This window comes from Corynebacterium sp. MSK074 (assembly GCF_030229735.1).
In the GTDB taxonomy this organism is placed as follows: Bacteria; Actinomycetota; Actinomycetes; order Mycobacteriales; family Mycobacteriaceae; genus Corynebacterium.
On sequence record NZ_JASPIX010000008.1, the window covers coordinates 58,760 to 77,768 of the forward strand.

Sequence of the window (19,009 nt, forward strand, 5' to 3'; positions counted from 1 at the left end):
GCTGCCATCTATTTTTCCTTAAAGATAAAGGCCCTTTGAATGGCAAAATTGGTCACGGTGGCCACGCCTTGGGCGATGACGAAGGCGATGGTGTCTTTCACCGCCCCTTCAAAGCCGAGGGCCATAAGCGGCTCATTGAGCACCCAGTACAGGAAGTTTTGGACCGCAAAGGTAGAGGCGTACAAGATGCCCACGGTCGCGGCCGTGCGGCCAGATACCTTGGCCCCAAAGGTCCACCGCGCATTGGCTAGGTAGGCGGCGATGGTGCCAAAGACCCAACCGATGGCCTTGGCGGCGGAACGGTGCAGCCCCAAATAGGTCAATAGCAGCGTGAGACCGTAGTCAATGGCGGCGGTAAATACGCCCACGGAAATAAAACGCACCAGCTGGGTGTGCAGCGAGGTGGATGAGGGCTTTACTTCTACGGCGTCGTCAGCGGAATTAGTCACGAGTGAGTAGCCTACCCGCGCAAGAGCGCTCGGTACATGTCCAACCGATCCACCGGCGCGGCGGATTCGGCGCCATAGGCGCCTATCCCGGCCAATTGCTGCAACGACGCCGCACACAGCTCCCGCACGTCGGCGCCGGAGAGCGCCGTGCCATCGTCATTGACCCAGCCGAGCGCATCCATGGTGGTCTCCACGACGGAATCGGTTAGCTCCGCGCCACCCATGCAGGATAGGGCAAGCGCCATGGACCAAAAAGCGTCTTTGCCTTCATGGGTCACCTCGCGCGGCAGGCTGGCGAGCACGCCGGAAATATGCGGCGTGAGGTCGGTTTCCCTGCCTAGGTCCATCGCTTGCAGCAGCGGGACGAAGTCATAGAGTTTGGTGCGCTCAATCAAATCGCGCACGGGGGACGATACCGCGGAAAAGACTTCATCGGTAACTTCTTGGCCGGTCAATTCACGGTTCACGCTGGTCAGCTCAAAGGGCTGAAAGAGCGATCCGGACCCGCCCACGCACAATGCCTCTGGGGTGCCATTATCGCGGGGATAGATATCGGCTACTACCAGCTCGAAGTCCCACAGCCCCCAAGCGAAGTCGATTTGATCGCCCTCGCGCCACAGGAATTCGGAGGCCTGGCGCTCCGGATCGATGCGCGGGCCGCGGGCCTCTGTGTGTTCATAAAAGTGCCAGGGAGATTCCTCCTCCGGCAGCCCAAAGCAGATGCGCAGTACGCGGTGCAGCTCGGTGAAGGTCAGGGCATCGCTAAAACCTATCTGGCGGTGCACCTCGCCATCGGCGCGAATATTCGCGGCTTGGCAGATGATGGTGAGGGGCTCGCGCTTGAGGGATACCACGCCATCGGCGCGTTTGGCCCGCGCCTGTGCGATATCGGTGACCCCTGCGTTCATGAGCCCCACCATACGCAAATTTTAGGAAGCTAGTTTTGCAATATCCCGTGCTTCTAGCTCACTAATGAGGAACGTCAGCGCCGCACCAATGGCACCCAAGAGGGTCCACGGCCGCTTGGCACCGCGCTTGCGCAGGAACTTCACCATGCGGCGGGAAAGGGCAACGTTCATCCAGCCGCCCAGGATGAGCAGCAGCACCACTGCGGCAAAAATAGCCCACAGCTTAAGGCCTTGATCGGCACTATCCTGCGGCGAGCGCGGCTCATCGCCGTCTTGCTCGGCGTGCGCGTTGGTATAGGCCACTAGGGCGCCAAAGCCAAAGAAAGACAAGGTATACGCGGTGATCAAACCGCCCTTGGACGAGATCCAATCCGGATAGGAGGTCGCAATGCCCACGGCGGCAGCCTGGGTGATGCGGCCAGCCAGGGTGTCATCGAGGGCGTAGTTGTCTTGGCGCTGATCGTGCATCTCACGGTTGTTGGTCATAGCGACTACTTTAAGCGGCGGTAAGCTAATGCGCATGTACTCGGAAAAGACAGAGCATATGACGCCGGCGCAGCAGGCGGCACAGGATGTGCGCGCGGAGGACGATAAGCGCAACGGCCACTTCGAGGCCACGGAGCATACCGATGTCCCGTTGAGCCCTTTCATGACTCGCCTGATGGCAGAGGAGTTGCCCATGCTGGATTCCTCCTCACGGGCTCGCGTCTATGAACGTTTGCGGGAGTATGATGGCCCGATTATTGAATCCCAGGAGGAGCTGCCGGAGGAGATCCGCACACTCATGGATCTGTAAACGGGCACATTCGGGCAGTACAAACGTCCGTTTTGTACCGAATATCACTCGGGTCACTCCAACCACCCTCGTGTGAGCTAGGTAGGCTAGAGAAGCGACATAAATCCGTCGAGCAAAGAGTAAGAGATGGAATTACATACTACTGAAAAGTCCCTGCACGGCTGGGGCCGCACCGCCCCGACGACCGCCCACGTTCTCGCCACCGAAGACGTGGACGTCATTAAGAAGGCCGTGGCCCAGGTTGCAGAAGATAACTCGGATAAGCCCGCCCACCTGCGCCGTGGCGTCATCGCCCGCGGTATGGGCCGCTCCTACGGTGACCCCGCCCAAAATGGCGGCGGCCTGGTCATCGACATGCAAAAGCTCAATAAGATCCACTCCATCGACCCGGAGTCCGCTCTGGTGGACGTCGATGGCGGCGTCACCTTGGATCAGCTGATGAAGGCCGCCCTGCCGTATGGCCTGTGGGTTCCGGTTCTACCGGGTACCCGCCAGGTCACCATCGGTGGTGCTATCGGCCCGGATATTCACGGCAAGAACCACCACTCCGCCGGTTCCTTTGGTAACCACGTGGTCTCCATGGAGCTGCTCGTGGCCGATGGACGCGTGCTGCACCTGACCCCGGAGGGATCCGAGGATGACCCGAGCGGCGACCTCTTCTGGGCCACCGTCGGCGGCATGGGCCTGACTGGCATCATCCTGCGCGCCACCATCCGCATGACCAAGACGGAAACCGCCTACTTCATCGCGGATACGGACCGCACCGATAACTTGGATGAGACCATCGCCTTCCACTCCGATGGTTCCGAGCACAACTACACCTATTCTTCCGCCTGGTTCGATGTCATTTCACCAGAACCAAAGCTGGGCCGCTCCACCATTTCCCGCGGCTCGCTGGCCACCCTGGCACAACTGGAAGAGCTCGCCCCGAAGCTGGCCAAGGACCCACTGAAGTTCAATGCGCCGCAGCTGATGACGGTGCCGGATATCTTCCCGTCCTGGACCATGAATAAGCTCTCCCTCTCCGCTGTGGGTCTGGCGTACTACACCATGGGCGCACCGGCGAAGAACCAGGTCAAGAACCTGACGCAGTTCTACCAGCCGCTGGATCTCATCGGCGAGTGGAACCGCGGCTACGGTTCCAAGGGCTTCCTGCAGTACCAGTTCGTGGTACCGACCGAGGCCGTGGAGCCGTTCAAGGAGATCATCCGCGATATGCAGCGCTCCGGCCACTACTCCGCCCTCAACGTGTTCAAACTCTTCGGTGAAGGCAACCGCGCGCCGCTGTCCTACCCGATGCCGGGCTGGAATGTCTGCGTGGACTTCCCCATCCGTCCGGGCCTGGGCAAGTTCCTGGATGACCTGGACCGCCGCGTGATGGAATTCGGCGGCCGCCTCTACCTAGCCAAGGAATCCCGCACCTCCGCGGAGAACTTCCACAAGATGTACCCGGGCATGGGAGGCTGGCTGAAGACCCGCAACGAGATCGACCCGACCGGCGTCTTTGCCTCCGATATGTCCCGCCGCCTCGAGCTGCACTAATCACTGGAAATAACACCTTTAAGGAGATTTACTGACCATGCTTAATGCAGTAGGCCAAGCGCAACACATCCTGCTTCTGGGCGGCACCTCTGAGATCGGCCTCGGCGTCGTCTCCGAGTTCCTGCAGCGCGGCCCGGCCAAGGTCACCCTGGCCGCCCGCCCGGAGTCCCCGCGCATCGCGCAGGCCAAGGCTGACCTGGAATCCCGTGGCGCTGACGTAGAGGTCTTGGACTTCGATGCCACCGACTTCGACTCCCACCCAGACGTTATTAATAAAGCCTGGTCCCGCGGCGACGTCGACGTGGCCATCGTTGCCTTCGGCACCCTGGGTGACCAGGAAGAGCTGTGGCAAAACCACGACAAGGCCGTCGCCTCCGCGCAGACCAACTACACCGCACCGGTGTCCGTAGGCGTGCTCTTGGGTGAGAAGTTCAAGCACCAAGGCCACGGCACCATCATCGCTATGTCCTCCGTGGCAGGCATGCGCGTGCGCCGTTCCAACTTTGTCTACGGCGCCTCCAAGGCCGGCGTGGACGGCTTCTACATCAACCTGGGTGAGGCCCTGCGTGGCACCGGAGCCAACGTGCTGGTTGTACGCCCAGGCCAGGTGCGCACCAAGATGTCCGCCGAGGCTGGCGACGCCCCACTGACCGTCAACGTTTCCGACGTTGCCGAGGCCACCGTCAAGGCCGTGCTCGAGGGCAAGCAGTCCATCTTTGTACACCCACTTTTTGAGTACGTGTCTTTGGCATTCAAGTTCATCCCGCAGGCCATCTTCCGCAAGCTGCCGTTCTAAAACGCCTCAGCTTTCCGCGCTGGCGCCAGCCGGCCGGCTCGCCTCCGCCCCGCCCCCGCTCTTTCGCCTCGCCGCACACCCGCGGCGAGGGAAGTGACGGGGGCGGTGGTGTATCAGGGGGACGTCGGCAAGCAAGTGCTCACCTGCCCGCGCCAAATCTGGGCTGGGGGGCTTGGGTATGCGAAACTAATGGGCATGACAAGCACCGCTGTACCCGCCCAGTCAACGCCCGTGAGCGAGGATAACCGCACCGAGGCCTACCGCGCCGATGCGCTGACCCCTCGCGCGACCTTGCTGGGTATTGTGCTGGCCGCCCTGGCCGGTGGCGTGGTAACGCTGCTGGGCTGGTTTGCCTTCAAGACGGTCTCGCTGCCGTCCTTTAATACCTCCATGGTCACCCGCGCGCTGGCCACGGTGGGTGTGGTGCTCACGCTGGCCTTGGCCGGCGGGCTGTGCGTGTGGTGGCTCTATGACCACTACAAGGATTCCTTTACCCGGCCGCGCTGGCGGGCCTGGCTGACCTACGCGGTCACCTACCTCTCCCCGGCCCTCTTGACCCTGGCCGCCGTGGGCCTGCCGCTATCCGCCTCCCGCTTGTGGCTCGATGGCGTACAGGTGGATCAGGCGTTCCGCACCCAGTTCCTCACCCGTTCGGTGGATGAGATGGGCTATGCGGACATGAACTACCAGGACATGCCGTCCTTCTATCCGATTGGCTGGTTCTGGTTGGGTGGCCGCTTGGGTGCGCTCATGGGAATTCCGGGCTGGGAGGTCTACCAGCCCTGGGCGCTCATCTCCATTGCCGTGGCCGGCTGTATTTTGGTGCCTATCTGGCAGCGCCTGACCAGTTCCCTGCCGGTCGCCACCGCCATCGCCCTGGTGACCACCGCGATTACGCTTACCATCGCGGCCGAGGAGCCCTATTCCGCGGTCATTGCCATGGGGCTGCCCGCCGTTGCGGTACTTAGCGCCCGCGCCTTCCGCGGCTCCGGGCTGGCTACCCTGGGAGTAACGCTCTACCTGGGCATTTCCGCTACGTTCTATACCCTTTTCACCGGTGCGGCCGCACTTACAGTAGTCAGCCTCATCGCGCTGTTTACCGCGCTCTATGAGCATACGTGGCGCCCCATCCTGCGCCTGGTGATCATGGCGGTAGGCGCCATTGCCATCGCGCTTATCGCCTGGGGGCCCTACCTATGGTCGGTCATGCACTCACCGGCGCCACTGCAAACCACCGCGCAGCACTACCTGCCGGAGGAAGGCACGCAAATTCCAGTGCCTTTCTTGTCTTTCAGCATTGTGGGCTTCCTCTGCCTCATGGGCCTTATTTACATCGTTATCCGCCTCAATGACGTGGAGGTACGCGCGCTGGGCATCTCCCTCCTTGGCACCTACCTGTGGACCGTGGTGTCTATGGTGGCAACCCTGGCCGGCACCACGCTGCTCAGCTTCCGCCTCGAGGTGATCGTGGTACTCCTCTTTGCCACCGCCGGCATCCTGGCCTTGGCAGAGATTCGTCTACTCGGCGTGCACCGCCTCTACCCGGCGCGCTTCTCCCACACCACCAATAAGCAGATCACCGCAGTCTTTGGCATCATCTTGGCCCTGGCCGGCGTCTTCTATGCGCAGCAGATCCCAGAGGCTAACGAGGACGCCATCGATCACGCCTATAGCGATACCGATGGCTACGGCGAACGCGCGGACCGCTTCACCAGCGATTCCGCCCACTACTACCTGGATATCCACAACTTTATTCAGGACCAGGGCTATACGCCGGATGAAACGGTGGTGCTCACGGATGAAAAGACCTTCATGTCTTATTACCCCTACTGGGGCTTTAACGCCTTTACCAGCCACTACGCCAATCCCCTGGGCGAGTTCAGCACCCGCAATGAACAGATTGAGACCTGGGCCAATGACTCCTGGGATATGCAGCCGGAGGAGTTCCGCAAAGCCTTGGATTCTGCCGCCTGGCGCGGCCCGGATGTCATGATGTTCCGCGGCGACCTGGAGAATAAGGACGATGGCTTCAAGTTCCACCTGGCAGAGGATATCTATCCCAACCAGCCGAATATTCGCTACCGCGCGGTCTTCTTCAATGCCGACGTTTTTGATAAGGGCTGGAAGTTGCAGCAAACCGGCCCCTTTGTAACAGCCGTTCGCACCAAGTAAGTTCACCCACACTTCCCGCCCGCGGCAGGGTGTGCCCGCGGGCCGAGGGGGTTATCTGACGTAAACTAATCGCCGTGTCAGATAGCCTCACTACGAATACCACCCAAGCGCGACCTGCCGCTGCCGGCTCCCGCTTCACCGCCGCCCCCGCGGGCCTGCGGTGGACCGCAATCATTGCCGGGCTGATTGGTTTCCTGTGTTTTGTAGCGACCCCGCTACTGCCGGTGACCCAAACCCAGTCCTCTTATGATTGGCCACAGCATGATTCCGTGCAGTCCATCAACGCGCCGCTCATTTCCGTCGCCCCAGAGGACCTGAAGGCCACCATCCCCATCTCCGCAGTCGATGAACTGCGCGAGGGCCAGTCCATGGTCTACGGCACCGTCCCGCCGGAGTCCAAGAAGGCCTCCAACCGCGGCCTTTTCGTCCGCGCGAATGACGAGGGCCTGTCCGTTGTGTCCTTGGATGAGGTGCTGCTTACCCTCAACGCCAAAGAGGTAGCCAAGCTCCCCCAGGACGCCAAGATTGAAATTTCCGCTTCGGGCGATGGCACCTCCGTGAGCGTGGGCGAGCATGAAAAGACCACCGAGGAGGATCTGCGCCCGCAGGTCACCGGTGTCTATACCGAAATCGACGATAAGGCTGACGTGCAAGCCCTGCTTGACGATGGCCTCAATGTCCACGTCGATATCAACTCCCGCTTTACCTCGTCCCCGACGTTGCTCAAGACCATTGCCATGTGGCTGGGCATCGCCATGGTGGTCGTGTCCCTGTTCTGCCTGTGGCGCATCGACCGCCTCGATGGCCGCCGCTTCGGCTTCATGCCCGAGACGTGGAAGAAGGTGCGCCCGCTCGATGGCGTGGTGGCCGCCATTTTGGGATTCTGGTACATCCTCGGCGCCAATACCTCCGATGATGGCTTCATCTTCTCCATGAGCCGCGTCTTCGATCACGCGACTTATATGGCCAATTACTACCGCTGGTACGGCGTGCCGGAGGCGCCCTTTGGCTCCCCCTATTACGACCTGGTTGCCGTACTCTCCCAGATTTCTACCGCCTCGGTCTTCGTGCGCCTGCCGGGCCTGATTTCCGGGCTCATCATCTGGTTTATCCTTTCCCGCGAGATGCTGCCGCGCTTTGGCCAGCTTGTCGACGGCCGCCGGGTCGCCCACTGGACCGCAGCGCTGATGTTCTTGGCCTTCTGGCTGCCGTATAACAACGGCACTCGCCCAGAGCCCATCGTGGCGCTCGGTGTGATGTTTACCTGGGCTTCCTTCGAGCGCGCCATTGCCACCCGCCGCCTGCTTCCGGCGGCCGTGGGCACCATCGCCGCAACCATCACCTTGGCCGCCGGCCCCACCGGCCTTTTTGCCGTGGGCGTATTCCTCGTCAGCCTGCCGCACCTCTTCCGCACCATGGCCGAGCGCGTGCCATCCATGGGCGGTGGCGCCCTCGGCTGGCTTTCGCTCATTGCACCATTCCTGAGCGCTGGCACCGCCATCATGGTCGCCGCCTTTGGTGACCAGACGCTCTCTACCGTGCTGGAATCCACTCGCGTGCGCTCCGAAGTCGGCCCCTCCCTGCCGTGGTACGCGGAGTACGCGCGCTACTCCACCCTCTTCCAGGAATCCGTGGATGGCTCGCTCACCCGCCGCTTCGCGGTCTTCACCATGCTCTTCTGCCTGGTGCTCATCGTGGCGGCCTTTATCAAGAACCGTCGCGTCGTTGGTGCTGCCGTCGGCCCGACCCAGCGCCTACTCATCATCGTGGCGCTGTCCATGTTCTTCCTCATGTTCACCCCCACCAAGTGGACCCACCACTTTGGCATCTACGCCGGCGTGGCCGGTGTCATCGCCGCCCTCGGCGCCGTGGTGCTCTCTCAGTTTGCGCTGCGTTCGCCGCGCGCTCGCACCTTCGCCATCGCCGCGGTGGTCTTCTTGCTCGCCATCTCCTTCGCCGGCTGGAACGCCTGGTGGTACGTATCCTCCTTTGGCATTCCGTGGTGGGATCGCACGGTGCAGCTCAAGGCCATCGAGGCCAATAAGGTGCTGCTCGCCATCGCCCTCATCATCTTCGCCATCGGCGTGGTGCAGTCCCTGCGCCATAGCTACCGCAAGTCCCAGGCGGAAGAGGCGGGAGCACTCGCAGAGTTTGAAAAGAATGCCGCCGCCAAGGTCTCGCGTTCGGCCGGCATCATGTCCGCGCCCATCGCCCTGGCCTGCGCCATCGTGGTAGCCCTTTCTTGTGCTTCCTTTGCCAAGGCCACCGTCTCCCAGGCGGATTCCTACTCCGTGGGCAAGGGCAACTTGGCTTCCCTGCGCGGCAATACCTGCGCGCTGGCGGATCAGACCATGGTGGAGACCAATACCAATGACTCCTTCCTAACCCCGGTGGACGGCGACTTGGGCGATTCCCTGGTGGATGAGGACGAAACCCACACCGGTTTCGACCCGAACTTCATCCCCGAATCCATCGAGCCGGAAAACCAAAACTCCGCCTCCGTGGGTGCCATCGCAGATGGCTCCAGCAATTCCTCCTCCGATAGCGCGGATACTGCCACCTCGGGCGCGGATACCGAATCCGGCGGCGCGAGCGAGTCTTCCGATTCCCAGGAGTCGAAGGATAAGAAGGACAAGAAGTCCAAGGAAACCACCAATACCTCTGAGGGCGGCGTGCGCGGCACCCAGGGCGTCAATGGTTCCACCATGCACCTGCCGTTCAACCTGGACTACACCAAGGTGCCGGTGCTCGGTTCCTATAACGAAGACCAAGACTCCACCTCTGAGGTGACCACTAAGTGGTATAACCTGCCAGAGGCCAAGGACAATACCCCGGTTCTCGCCGTCTCCGCAGCCGGCAATATCTACCACCACGATGTCAACGGGGTGGAACAAGAAGGCATGGAGCTTCGCCTCGAGTACGGCACCATCGATGACTCCGGCAAGGTCACCAATACCGGCGAGGCGGAACTCTCCGCCGTCGGCGCCACGCCGAAGTGGCGCAACCTGCGCCTGCCGCTGGATAAGCTGCCGCAGGACGCCAACGTGGTGCGCCTGGTAGCCACGGATGATTCCACCGATGAGGAAGATTGGCTGGCCTTTACCCCGCCGCGCGTACCGGAGCTGGATACCATCAATAACCAGTTCTCCAAGGACACCCCGGCGCTGCTGGACTGGGCCGTAGCCCTGCAGTTCCCATGTCAGCGCACCTTCGACCACTTTGCCGGTGTGACGGAAATCCCGGAGTACCGCGTCCTGCCGGATTCCTCGGCGCAGACCTCGCTAACGGACTTCCAGTCCTTCTCCGGTGGTGGCGCCATGTCCACCGCGGAGGCGGTCAACTACTCCTATGAGATCCCGAGCTACCTCAATAATGACTGGGCCCGCGATTGGGGTGCCATTGAAAAGTACGAGCTGCGTACCGATTCACAGGGCAATGCCCCAGTCCCCGCCGAGATCGATTATGAGGACGTTACCCGTTCCGGTCTGTGGAAAGACTCCGAGATGAAGATTCGCCCCGAGGGCGAGGAATAGTCTCACCTGCGGCAGCGCCTCGGCCCCGCTGCGGGGCGCGCAACCGCCGCACAACCCAATCGCCTAGGAAAAAGATCACAAGCGAGGCGCCAAAGAGCGGCGCGATGATCGAATAGGCCATCACCCCCGCCAGCACGGCGGGGGTAATTTTTAGCTCGGGCAGGCCGCGGCGCGGCTTTATCCACCACATCCGCAGACCCGCGATACTCACCACGAGCAATCCCAAGGCCAGCGCCGCCAAGGCGATCTGGCTATAGATACCGAAGAGCGTCCCCATGTGCAGCTGGATGAGCCACGAGGTTAGCTGTGCGGCAAGCGGCCAGTCGGCGGAATTAATGCGGTCAATGACCTCTCCATTCGGGGTCACTGCTACGGCATCACTGCGCAGCTTAAAGGCCGCACGAGCCTCGCGCACGCCCCACGCATCGCCTGGCTTTTCCGGTGGGGTCATCTCCAGAACCCCGGTCAATCCTTGGCTGCGTGCTGCCGACAATGCGGTTTGGGCCCCGACAAGTTTCGCAGCGCCCTCGTGTCCCGCATGGCCCGCATGTCCCTTGTGACCAGCGTGGCCGGAATGCTCGCCCGTCTCAGTACTAGCGCCCACTTCCGCAACGGAGGTTGCCACGGACGGTTCCTTCCAATTCAATTCCTCGCGCACCTTGCCAATCGCGGTACCCGCCACCAGCGACCACGTCAGGCCGGTGGCGGTCAGGAAGAGGAAGCCCGGCAGCAACCAAGCACCCACGCGGGCATGCAACGTCAGCGGCTTGGAAAGCCGCTTTCTATTCTTCTGCTTACGCTTAAGCCACAGGTAAAGGCCAAGGATGCTCAGCGCACCGAGCCACGAGGCCGCAAGTTCGGCATAGAGGCGGCCAGGCTCGCCCAGCCACAGGGTGCGGTGGCCATTGGAGGCCCACGTACGGAAGGGTAGCGCGCGGGATCCGCCATATTGTTGTAGTTCGCCGGTGATATGCAGATCCACCGGATCCACAAAGACGGCGTGGGTGTAACTGGCGTTGGGTGCGCTGGGGTCTGCGAATAGCACGCGGGTGGTTTCTTGCGGATCCTCGGAAGGCTCGACCTGAACCACGTGCCCATCTGGGTGCTCGCGCTGGGCGGCGGCAATCTGCTCGTCTAGGCTGCGTGGGTTGCCTGGCGCGGTGGCTGTCACCTCATCGTGGTAAATCCACGGTTCAAAGGTGGGCGCCAAGGCATAGAGAAACCCGCTTAACGCTGCGACAATGAGAAAGGGCGCAATGATTACGCCGGCGAATTTATGCAGGCGCGATAGCGCGCCATGAGTGGATATGGTCATGCGGAACTAGTCGCAATCCTATTGAAACTAGTTCCCTTTTAGCATGGAACCTCCAGGCAATTGTTATTTTTCTAGCTCTCTTGCCAGGAACGCGGCCGCATCCCGCACGCGCTGCCGCGCCACCGCCGGGGTGGACACGCGGTGGGTGGAAACATAATCGCGCGCGGCGGCACCTGGCACGGAAACACGCGCGGCAATCTCATCCTCGGTGGCGGTCTGCACGAAAGTGTGCGGACCAAGCTCAGATAGGTCCGCTGGGATGCCGTATCCGGCGCGCAGGTCCTCCGGCAGATTTGCCAGGGCACCGAAGTCGGGGAAGGTGAGCAGGAGGGCGTCGGCAGGCGCCAGCGCCGCCAGCGCCCCGCCGGAGGAATAACCCCAGGTAGTAACGCTAGAAGCACCCTGCGCGCGGGCATAGTCGATGGCTTGCTGCACGGCAGTAACCATCTCCGCCACGGTGTGCTCGGGGGCGAGCGGATAATCCACGTCAATAATGGTGGTGCCGGATAGCTGCGCGGCGGCGGCTACCTCGGGGCGCCACTGCATCTCCAGCGCTTGGCCACCGCCGCGCCACCAGCCGCCCGAATGCAGCGAGACCGCCCACCGGCCGGTGGGCGTGCTGGGCCGGAAAATGGCACCCACCTCGGACTCTTCTACGCTAATGCCTTCCGTGTACGCAGTACCTGGCAGCGCATGATCCACCGCAGTACCGAGCACCATCATTGCCGCGTGGGTGATTCGGTCCGGCAAGAGCGCGCAATATTGGTCCGCCTCAGGGGAGCCGCCCCCGGCCCACGGCGGGCGAAAATCCGGGGTGTCATAATGGGCGTCGATATAGGCAACGAGCTGCTCGAGCTGTTCCTTTTCCTCCATCTGGCGGTCTTGGCCACCGATGTGCCATTCCTGGCCGGGCTCCAGCGGGCGGTGCGGGTCTTGGTTAGCGTCTGCGTTAGTCATGCCACCGAGCCTACGCGCACCGCCTACCGGCTAAAAAGGGCTACCAGATGGTGACGCGGTCCTCTGGCGCAATGTACATGGCGGAATCCTCCGCTACGTCAAAGGCCTCGTAGAACTCCGCAATATTGGCCGCGATGAGGTTGCAGCGGAACTCCGCCGGCGAGTGCGGATCAATAGCCAGGTACTGGGTAGCCATCTCCGGGCGGATGGCGGTGCGCCACACGCGGGCCCAGGATAGGAAGAAGCGCTGCAGGCCGGTGTAGGTGTGCTCGGCCAACTCCGGTTCGGCGCCATCTACCTCGAACTTCTCCTCCTTGCCCTGCAGGTCAATGCCCTTATCGGCGCAGTAGTTCTTGAAAGCCACCACAGCGATACCCAAACCGCCCAAGTCACCGATATTCTCGCCCAGGGTGAAGCTGCCGTTGACACCGGTGGAGTCGATGCCGGCTTCCTTGAGCACCGTCGGTACCTGTCCATTGAACTGCTCCACCAGCTTGGCGGTGAGCTTTTCAAAGGCCGCGCGATCCTCCTCGGACCACCAGGAATTCAGATTGCCCTGGCCATCAAATTGCGAGCCCTGGTCATCAAAGCCGTGGCCAATTTCGTGGCCGATGACGGCACCGATGGCGCCGAAGTTTTCTGCGGCATCAGCATCCGGGTTATAAAACGGCGGGCGCAGGATGGCGGCCGGGAAGGTGATGTCATTGACTACCGGGTTATAGAAGGCGTTGACCGTCTGCGGGGTGGTCACCCATTCATCGCGGTCGGCCGGCTTGCCAATCTTGGCCAGCTCAAAGTCATGGGAGAAGGCGGAGCCGGCGCGGGCATTGGCCAGCAGGTCCGCGCCCTTGCCAGAGATCTCGAGCCCGGAGTAATCGCGCCAGGAATCCGGGAAGCCAATCTTGGCCTTGAACTGGGACAGCTTTTCTAGCGCGCGCTCGCGGGTGGCCGGCGTCATCCACTCCAGCTGGGAGATGCGCTCACGGTAGGCGGCGATGAGGTAGTCCACCAGCTCATCCATCTCGCGCTTGGAAGAGGCCGGGAAGTGCTTATCCACAAATACCTGGCCAATCTCTTCGCCAACGAGGGACTCGGCCAAGCCCACGGCGCGCTTCCAGCGGTCGCGCTGCTGGGTAGCGCCGGAGAGCTTGGTGCCATAGAACTCGAAGTTCTTCGCGCCTACTTCCTCCGGCAACAAAGCCGCGCGGGAGCGCAGGATGTGCCAGGTGGCCCACAGCTGCCAATCGGCCATGCGCGCGGTGGTAAAGAGGCGCTCGAAGTGCTCGAGGTAGGACGGCATCATATTGACCACGCGGTGCTCTGGCAGGTTGCCGCCGGAGAGCAGAGCACGGGTCATGGTGGGCAACTCGCTAAATTCGCAGGGGTTATAGGTCTTAACCGCATCGCGGGTGGAGACCACGTCCCAATGGCCAGCGGCCAGCTCCTTTTCCAAGCCGACGATGCGATGGGCGGCTACCTCGGCGCCCAGGCCAAAGAGGCGGGCTGGGTCGAGGAATTCCAGCATCTCGGCCACGTGCTTTTCATAAGCGCTCAGCGTTTCCGCGTGGGCTTCCTCGCGGTAATAAGCCTCATCCGGCAGGCCCAGGCCGGATTGGATGACATAAGCAATGGCGTCCTCGGAACCGGAGTCCTTGGATACCCAGAAGGTCACCGGGGAGCCGACGCCGGTGCGCTCAAGTTCACCCAGGCGCTGCGCCAGTTCCTCTGGGCCGGCCGCGCTCAGGCGGTCCAGATCCGCGTCCAATGGAGCCATGCCGGCCGCGTTGACCCCCTCGGTATCCATAAAGGAGGCATAGAGCTTGCCCGGGCGGCCGGTGTCCTTGTCCACGATCTCGTGCACGAGTTCCTCCGCCTCATCGCGCAGCGCGTGGAAGGTGCCATCCACGCCGCGATCATCGGGAATGACGTGGCTTTCCAGCCAGGGTCCATTGACTAGTTGATAAAGATCTTTCATGCTTGCCACTCTAGGTCAAAGCAGCAAGATAAGGTGTGGGCTATGGAATTTTATCGCTTTCCTCCAGCGCATCCGCGGCGCCTTTTCCTCGCCGTTATTGCGTTCGTGGCGGTGGTTCTCGCTCTGCCCACAATTGTGCAGGCGGCGCTGGCGGATTCCTCCGCAGACGTCGAGCAGGTCACCCTGACCGAGCCCAGCCAGGACTGGGAGATTGACGTTCCCGATCTCTACTGCGAGCGAGATTATGAATCCCTCGCCAGCATCGGCTGGATCTGCGGCGATGTCAGCGTACAGGCCACCCTCACCGAGGATGCCAAGGACGATGCCACCACCTTGCGCCGCATGGTCCGCGCCCTCGCCATGACTTCCCTGCCGGCCGACGCCCCTACCTTCGACGGCACGAATGGAGCACTCCTGCTTGCCGACGCCCCCTCCTCCACCGCCGCCCTCTCCCTCGACGGCACCGGCGAAGACGAAAACAAAGATTGGGTGGTCACCGTGACCGGAAAGGGCGATCAAGCCCGAGCCACCACCTCGCGCATCTGGCATGCCTTCGGCCAAGAGGAATTACCCGCCGATGCTGATGCAGAATTCGCTGACTTCTCCGGGGAGTTGATGTACTAGATGTCCAAGCTCTTTCGCACCACGCTGTGGATCCTCTCCGGCATTGGACTCATCGCGTTCTTGGTCCAGACGCTGAGCACATTCTTAATCTCTCCCCTGATGGGCCTGCTCAGCCTGCTTATCGCCGCCGTGCTCGTAGCGTTGGTCATCTACCTGCTGCAACGCAGCCCCATGTGGGCACGCCCGGCGCGCCTGTGGGCCCTACTGGCTTTCCTTTGGGGCGGCGGGGTGGCCGTAGCCTTAGCGCTTATCAGCTCCGGTCCTGTCATGCAGCTCGCCATCGGCACCGGCTGGGTCGATGCCATGATGTCCTGGAGCGGCGCCTACCCAGAGGAAATTTCTAAGGCTACCGGCGTTATCTTCGTGCTCATGTCCTTCCGCCAACTCAACCGCCCGTGGCATGGCTGGATGGTGGGCGCAGTGGTGGGCCTAGGCTTCGAGGCCTGCGAGAACATCCTCTACGGCGCCATGGGTGCCACCATGCACCCCAATAGCGATATCCAAGGCTTATGTGAGATGTGGGGCCTGCGGCTTATCGCCGGCCCTGGCCTACACGTCTTGCTCACCGCGCTGGCCGGCTGGGGCATCGGCTGGGCGCTCTATGCCGCCGGCAAACCGCTGTGGTGGCGCATCGGCGTCTTTCTCGGCTGCCTAGCCGCCGCTTTTCTCCTCCACTTTTGCTGGAACTACCTGCACGATTCCGAGGTGGCCGCCATTATCCAGGCCGTCACGGTAGCGCTTATCCTCTACCCGCTGAGCATCTGGCTGGTGCTGCGCGGCAATAAGCTCGCCAAGGGCGATGAGAGCTATAGCCACAGCACTGCCGACGACGCCCTCGCCTTCATCCGTTAAAGCCACCGACCACTCTGTAAAGCAAGCACGTTTCGTCCTTTTCACACCCCGTGAGAGACGAAACGTGCTTATTTTGCATCCATTGTGGCGCCGCAGATCCTAGTTGCACACGCGCAGCGGCGTTACCTGCGCCAACGCCTGGTTCGCGCTCGCGCAGGCCTGACGCTCGTAGCTCGCTGCCGTGCGGGTGGCATCTCGGATTACCTGTCGCGCTGGGCCTTGCAGATGCAGATCGTGCTCGATACGAGCTCCAATGGCCTCGCTAGAACCGGCGGGGATTGCGCCTGGGGCATTATGTACGGCGTGGGTGACATCTGCGGTATGGGTAGCCGCATCACCGTAAGTATTGGCGGCTACGGTAAATTCAGGGGCGGTGGATACCGAGGCATGGATGCGGCGATTGTCTGACCAGCCAAACTTGGTACCGATAACCCCGGGAATCCGGGAGGTACCAAAATCCTGCCGGTAGCCATCGGCAGCCACGGGAGCGGCGGTAGCCATGCCGGTCATGATGGGCGCGGCAAGGGGATCGTGCTGGATACGCGAGGTAAACCGCGCTACATCCTCGGTAGAGGTGGTCGTCGTCCCCCAGTAGCCGGTGTAGTGCGTTTCGCGCAGGCCAAACTCGTGGATGATGCTGGGGATGGCCTGCGGGTAGCGGCGGTCCAAGTCAGTAGCTACGTTGTCATCGCTCACACGAATCATATGCTCCACGCGGGCTTTATCAGCCGGTGCACCGTATTTTAGAACCCAGTAGCCCAAGTAGAGCTTGCTCAAAGACAGCGCGGGGCGGGACTCATGGGAATTCGCGGTGGACACCGTGGCTCCAGAATCGTGCCGGACGGTGATTTGGGTGTGCGTAGGCACAGCGTGCGGGTCGAGAGTGACAGCCTGGGCGGCGGGGATGGTAACGAGGGAGAGTGCGGTAACCAAGGAACCTACCGCCAGCTTTTTCATCATGAAATTATCGTAGCCTCCCCGAGGGCACTACGCCCCGGCTTCTACGAGCAGGACTCCCCCGACGATGAGCACCACGCCCAGAGATTTTAACCAAGTGAACGGCTCCTTGAACAGGAGATACGAGGCAATGGCGGTCAAAGCAACACCGGTGGCAGCCCAAATGCCGTAGGCCACACCCAGATCCATGCCGGCCTTGAGCACGAGCGCCAAGAAGCCGTAGGCAGAGACATAGCACAGGGCAACGAGCGCCACCCAGAAGCGGCGGCCGGTTACCGCGGACATGCGCAGGCACAGCGTGCCTGTGACCTCAATGGCGGTGGCGAGGAAAAGGAGGAACCAGATCATTGCGGCGCCACCTCCACGGTGCGGTCGTGATCCTTGTCCGACTTAGCGCCCACTTCCACGCAGAATACGCCGCCCATAATGAGCGCGATGCCGGCAAGCTTTACCGCGCCGAGAGGCTCGCCAAATAGCGCAGCGGAAAGCAACGCGGTGGAAATGACTCCACCAGATGCCCAGAGACCATAGGCCACGCCCACGTTGACGCCTTCTTGCATCACGCGGTGGAGCAGCGCGAAGGCGAGGATGAAGCAAAAAGCGGCCACGCCGTAGATCCAGAAATGGTCCACGGCGTATTTCAGCGCGACGGTGCCTACGACCTCGGTGGCAATCGCGAGAAAAAGAATGATCCAGGCCCTCACTCCATCAACTCCTGTAATTCGCGGGCGTCGATTCCGTGCTCGTGCATTTTAACGCGGCCGCCAGCGTGCGCGATGGCCTCGCGATCCCAGAATTCTGCGGCGCGGGCGGGATCGTGGGAGGCGCCATCGGCGCGGACAACGCGCCACCAAGCGGTAGTGGCACCGGCACCGTGGCGCTTTAACACGGTGCCGACGTTGCGCGCACCGCAGCCAGCCACCTTGGCCACCTCGCCATAAGAGGTGACGTTGCCGGGTGGGATTACGGCAACGACTGCTAATACGCGCTTGACCAGAGGCGACTCACTCATCGCAATTATTGCGGGTCGAGTCCCAGCACGTCATCCGACTCGGTGGGCTCTTCTTCGGGGGCGTCTTCGACCTCGGTGAGGGTTATGGTTGCACCGGTGGAATCGGCCAAAAGGCACATGCGGCCAAAGGGCGAATCCCACGGTTCGCGGATGACCTCGCCGCCTAATTCCACGACCTTTTTCGCAGCGGCGTCGATATCGCGCACGCCCAAATAGGTCTGCCAGAAGCTCGGGACCTGCGGCGGGAACTGCCCCTCGGCGTTCCATAGTCCAGCAAACGGCGCACCGTCTTCTTCCGCGGTGGCGTAGATGAAGTTCTCATCCTCGGACTGCATGGCGCGGATTTCCCAGTTGAAAAGCTCGCCATAAAAATCCATCGCGCTCTGGAAGCCCGAGGTAGCGGTGAGCTCGTGCCAGACCGGGGTGCCGGGCTCGCCGGCGGCCACGAAGTGCTCCGGGCCGGCGGGTTGGATGAGGCCGAACATGCCCCCGGCGGCGTCGACAAGCAGGGCCATGTGCCCCAGCTGCACCTGCTGCGGCTCCACCAGGATGCGCCCGCCGAGGTTCTGCGCGCGCTGGCAATCGCCCTCGATGTCCTTGGACAGGAAGTAGGTCACCCATGTATCCGGCATGGGCGCCTCCTCCGGCTGCGGGATGAGCCCGGCGATGGGCAGACCCTGCAGGCGCGCCATCTGGTAGGGATTTTCTTCGCCGGACTCGGCGGAGATTTCCCAGCCCAGCACCTGCTCGTAGAAGTGCGCGGACTTGCGCGGATCCGAGGTGGTCAGGTCAATCCAGTAGGGCATGCCCACTTCAGCTTCGAATGCTGGCATCTACATATTCCTCCACTTTTCTGGATCAAAGTCATCGTCGGCCGTGGCTTCATCGAAGTAATCATCGTCATCGTCCGGCTCGCCCACGCGCGCGCAGGCATCCTCGATACACACCTCATCGCCTGGGTGGAGCATGGCGCCCCGGCGCGTCTCGGGCTCGCCATTGACCGTAACTACGCCTTCTGCGATGAGCTCTTTAGCTTCGCCACCGGTAGCCACCAAGCTGGCCAGCTTGATGAACTGGCCCAATTTGATGGAGTCGCCGTTGATAGGAATGTCTAGCATGCC

General features: G+C 62.0%; 19 protein-coding genes. 7 read left to right on the forward strand and 12 right to left on the reverse strand.

Annotated features, from left to right (window positions below):
* Nucleotides 1-8: 8 nt before the first annotated feature.
* From QP965_RS08230 to QP965_RS08240, 3 genes are read right to left on the reverse strand one after another with little or no spacing between them, the layout of a single operon-like run.
* Nucleotides 9-449 carry a GtrA family protein gene (locus tag QP965_RS08230; RefSeq protein WP_005323207.1) on the reverse strand — a complete coding sequence of 147 codons (441 nt, stop codon included), beginning with the start codon at nucleotides 447-449 and terminating at the stop codon, nucleotides 9-11.
* Between the two features lie 11 nt (nucleotides 450-460).
* Nucleotides 461-1,369, reverse strand: coding sequence for a plasmid pRiA4b ORF-3 family protein (locus tag QP965_RS08235; RefSeq protein WP_284844617.1), 909 nt, complete (start codon nucleotides 1,367-1,369; stop codon nucleotides 461-463).
* A 9-nt stretch (nucleotides 1,370-1,378) separates the two neighbouring features.
* Nucleotides 1,379-1,843, reverse strand: a complete 465-nt coding sequence (locus tag QP965_RS08240) for a hypothetical protein (protein ID WP_198492350.1) — start codon at nucleotides 1,841-1,843, stop codon at nucleotides 1,379-1,381.
* Between the two features lie 34 nt (nucleotides 1,844-1,877).
* On the opposite strand from QP965_RS08240, the gene QP965_RS08245 reads away from it, so the two are divergent.
* From QP965_RS08245 to QP965_RS08265, 5 genes are all read left to right on the forward strand, one after another.
* Nucleotides 1,878-2,153 carry a hypothetical protein gene (locus QP965_RS08245; RefSeq protein WP_284844616.1) on the forward strand — a complete coding sequence of 92 codons (276 nt, stop codon included), beginning with the start codon at nucleotides 1,878-1,880 and terminating at the stop codon, nucleotides 2,151-2,153.
* A 126-nt stretch (nucleotides 2,154-2,279) separates the two neighbouring features.
* Entirely contained in the window at nucleotides 2,280-3,695 is a 1,416-nt protein-coding gene (dprE1, locus tag QP965_RS08250) for a decaprenylphosphoryl-beta-D-ribose oxidase (RefSeq protein ID WP_284844615.1), read from the forward strand.
* Nucleotides 3,696-3,732: 37 nt separating this feature from the next.
* Nucleotides 3,733-4,491 (forward strand): decaprenylphospho-beta-D-erythro-pentofuranosid-2-ulose 2-reductase, encoded by a 759-nt coding sequence (gene dprE2 / locus QP965_RS08255; protein WP_284844614.1) that lies wholly within the window; start codon nucleotides 3,733-3,735, stop codon nucleotides 4,489-4,491.
* A 195-nt stretch (nucleotides 4,492-4,686) separates the two neighbouring features.
* Entirely contained in the window at nucleotides 4,687-6,663 is a 1,977-nt protein-coding gene (locus QP965_RS08260) for a galactan 5-O-arabinofuranosyltransferase (protein ID WP_284844613.1), read from the forward strand.
* A 74-nt stretch (nucleotides 6,664-6,737) separates the two neighbouring features.
* Complete coding sequence (locus tag QP965_RS08265; RefSeq protein WP_284844612.1) at nucleotides 6,738-10,196, forward strand: arabinosyltransferase domain-containing protein; 3,459 nt, start codon at nucleotides 6,738-6,740, stop codon at nucleotides 10,194-10,196.
* Here QP965_RS08265 and QP965_RS08270 read toward each other — a convergent pair.
* The 3 genes from QP965_RS08270 to QP965_RS08280 all read right to left on the reverse strand — a co-directional run bounded on the left by QP965_RS08270 (nucleotide 10,135) and on the right by QP965_RS08280 (nucleotide 14,443).
* Nucleotides 10,135-11,511 carry a PepSY-associated TM helix domain-containing protein gene (locus QP965_RS08270; protein ID WP_284844611.1) on the reverse strand — a complete coding sequence of 459 codons (1,377 nt, stop codon included), beginning with the start codon at nucleotides 11,509-11,511 and terminating at the stop codon, nucleotides 10,135-10,137. The two genes, QP965_RS08265 and QP965_RS08270, sit on opposite strands and share 62 nt — an antisense overlap.
* Before the next feature lie 63 nt (nucleotides 11,512-11,574).
* Entirely contained in the window at nucleotides 11,575-12,468 is an 894-nt protein-coding gene (locus QP965_RS08275) for an alpha/beta hydrolase (protein ID WP_284844610.1), read from the reverse strand.
* 40 nt (nucleotides 12,469-12,508) lie between these two features.
* A complete protein-coding gene (locus QP965_RS08280) occupies nucleotides 12,509-14,443 on the reverse strand; it encodes a M13 family metallopeptidase (RefSeq protein ID WP_049377076.1) in 1,935 nt (644 codons plus the stop codon).
* Between the two features lie 42 nt (nucleotides 14,444-14,485).
* Here QP965_RS08280 and QP965_RS08285 point away from each other — a divergent pair, with 42 nt between their 5' ends.
* Together QP965_RS08285 and QP965_RS08290 are read left to right on the forward strand one after the other, a co-directional pair.
* Nucleotides 14,486-15,067, forward strand: coding sequence for a hypothetical protein (locus QP965_RS08285; RefSeq protein ID WP_198492341.1), 582 nt, complete (start codon nucleotides 14,486-14,488; stop codon nucleotides 15,065-15,067).
* Nucleotides 15,068-15,919, forward strand: a complete 852-nt coding sequence (locus QP965_RS08290; RefSeq protein WP_284844609.1) for a PrsW family intramembrane metalloprotease — start codon at nucleotides 15,068-15,070, stop codon at nucleotides 15,917-15,919.
* A 99-nt stretch (nucleotides 15,920-16,018) separates the two neighbouring features.
* Here QP965_RS08290 and QP965_RS08295 read toward each other — a convergent pair whose 3' ends face one another.
* The 6 genes from QP965_RS08295 to QP965_RS08320 are packed head-to-tail and all read right to left on the reverse strand — an operon-like array spanning nucleotide 16,019 to nucleotide 19,006.
* Nucleotides 16,019-16,879, reverse strand: a complete 861-nt coding sequence (locus QP965_RS08295; protein ID WP_284844608.1) for a hypothetical protein — start codon at nucleotides 16,877-16,879, stop codon at nucleotides 16,019-16,021.
* Nucleotides 16,880-16,906: 27 nt separating this feature from the next.
* Complete coding sequence (locus QP965_RS08300; protein WP_005323220.1) at nucleotides 16,907-17,224, reverse strand: DMT family transporter; 318 nt, start codon at nucleotides 17,222-17,224, stop codon at nucleotides 16,907-16,909.
* On the reverse strand, nucleotides 17,221-17,580 hold the full coding sequence (locus QP965_RS08305; RefSeq protein ID WP_284844607.1) for a DMT family transporter: 360 nt from the start codon (nucleotides 17,578-17,580) through the stop codon (nucleotides 17,221-17,223). The genes QP965_RS08300 and QP965_RS08305 overlap by 4 nt, the downstream gene beginning before the upstream one ends.
* A complete protein-coding gene (locus QP965_RS08310) occupies nucleotides 17,577-17,888 on the reverse strand; it encodes an MGMT family protein (RefSeq protein ID WP_284844606.1) in 312 nt (103 codons plus the stop codon). Before QP965_RS08310 ends, QP965_RS08305 begins: the two co-directional genes overlap by 4 nt.
* A gap of 5 nt (nucleotides 17,889-17,893) precedes the next feature.
* The gene (locus QP965_RS08315) at nucleotides 17,894-18,721 is read right to left on the reverse strand and encodes a VOC family protein (protein WP_284844605.1); all 828 of its coding nucleotides are present in this window, start codon (nucleotides 18,719-18,721) and stop codon (nucleotides 17,894-17,896) included.
* Complete coding sequence (locus tag QP965_RS08320) at nucleotides 18,722-19,006, reverse strand: RNA-binding S4 domain-containing protein (protein WP_005323225.1); 285 nt, start codon at nucleotides 19,004-19,006, stop codon at nucleotides 18,722-18,724.
* Nucleotides 19,007-19,009 lie beyond the last annotated feature (3 nt).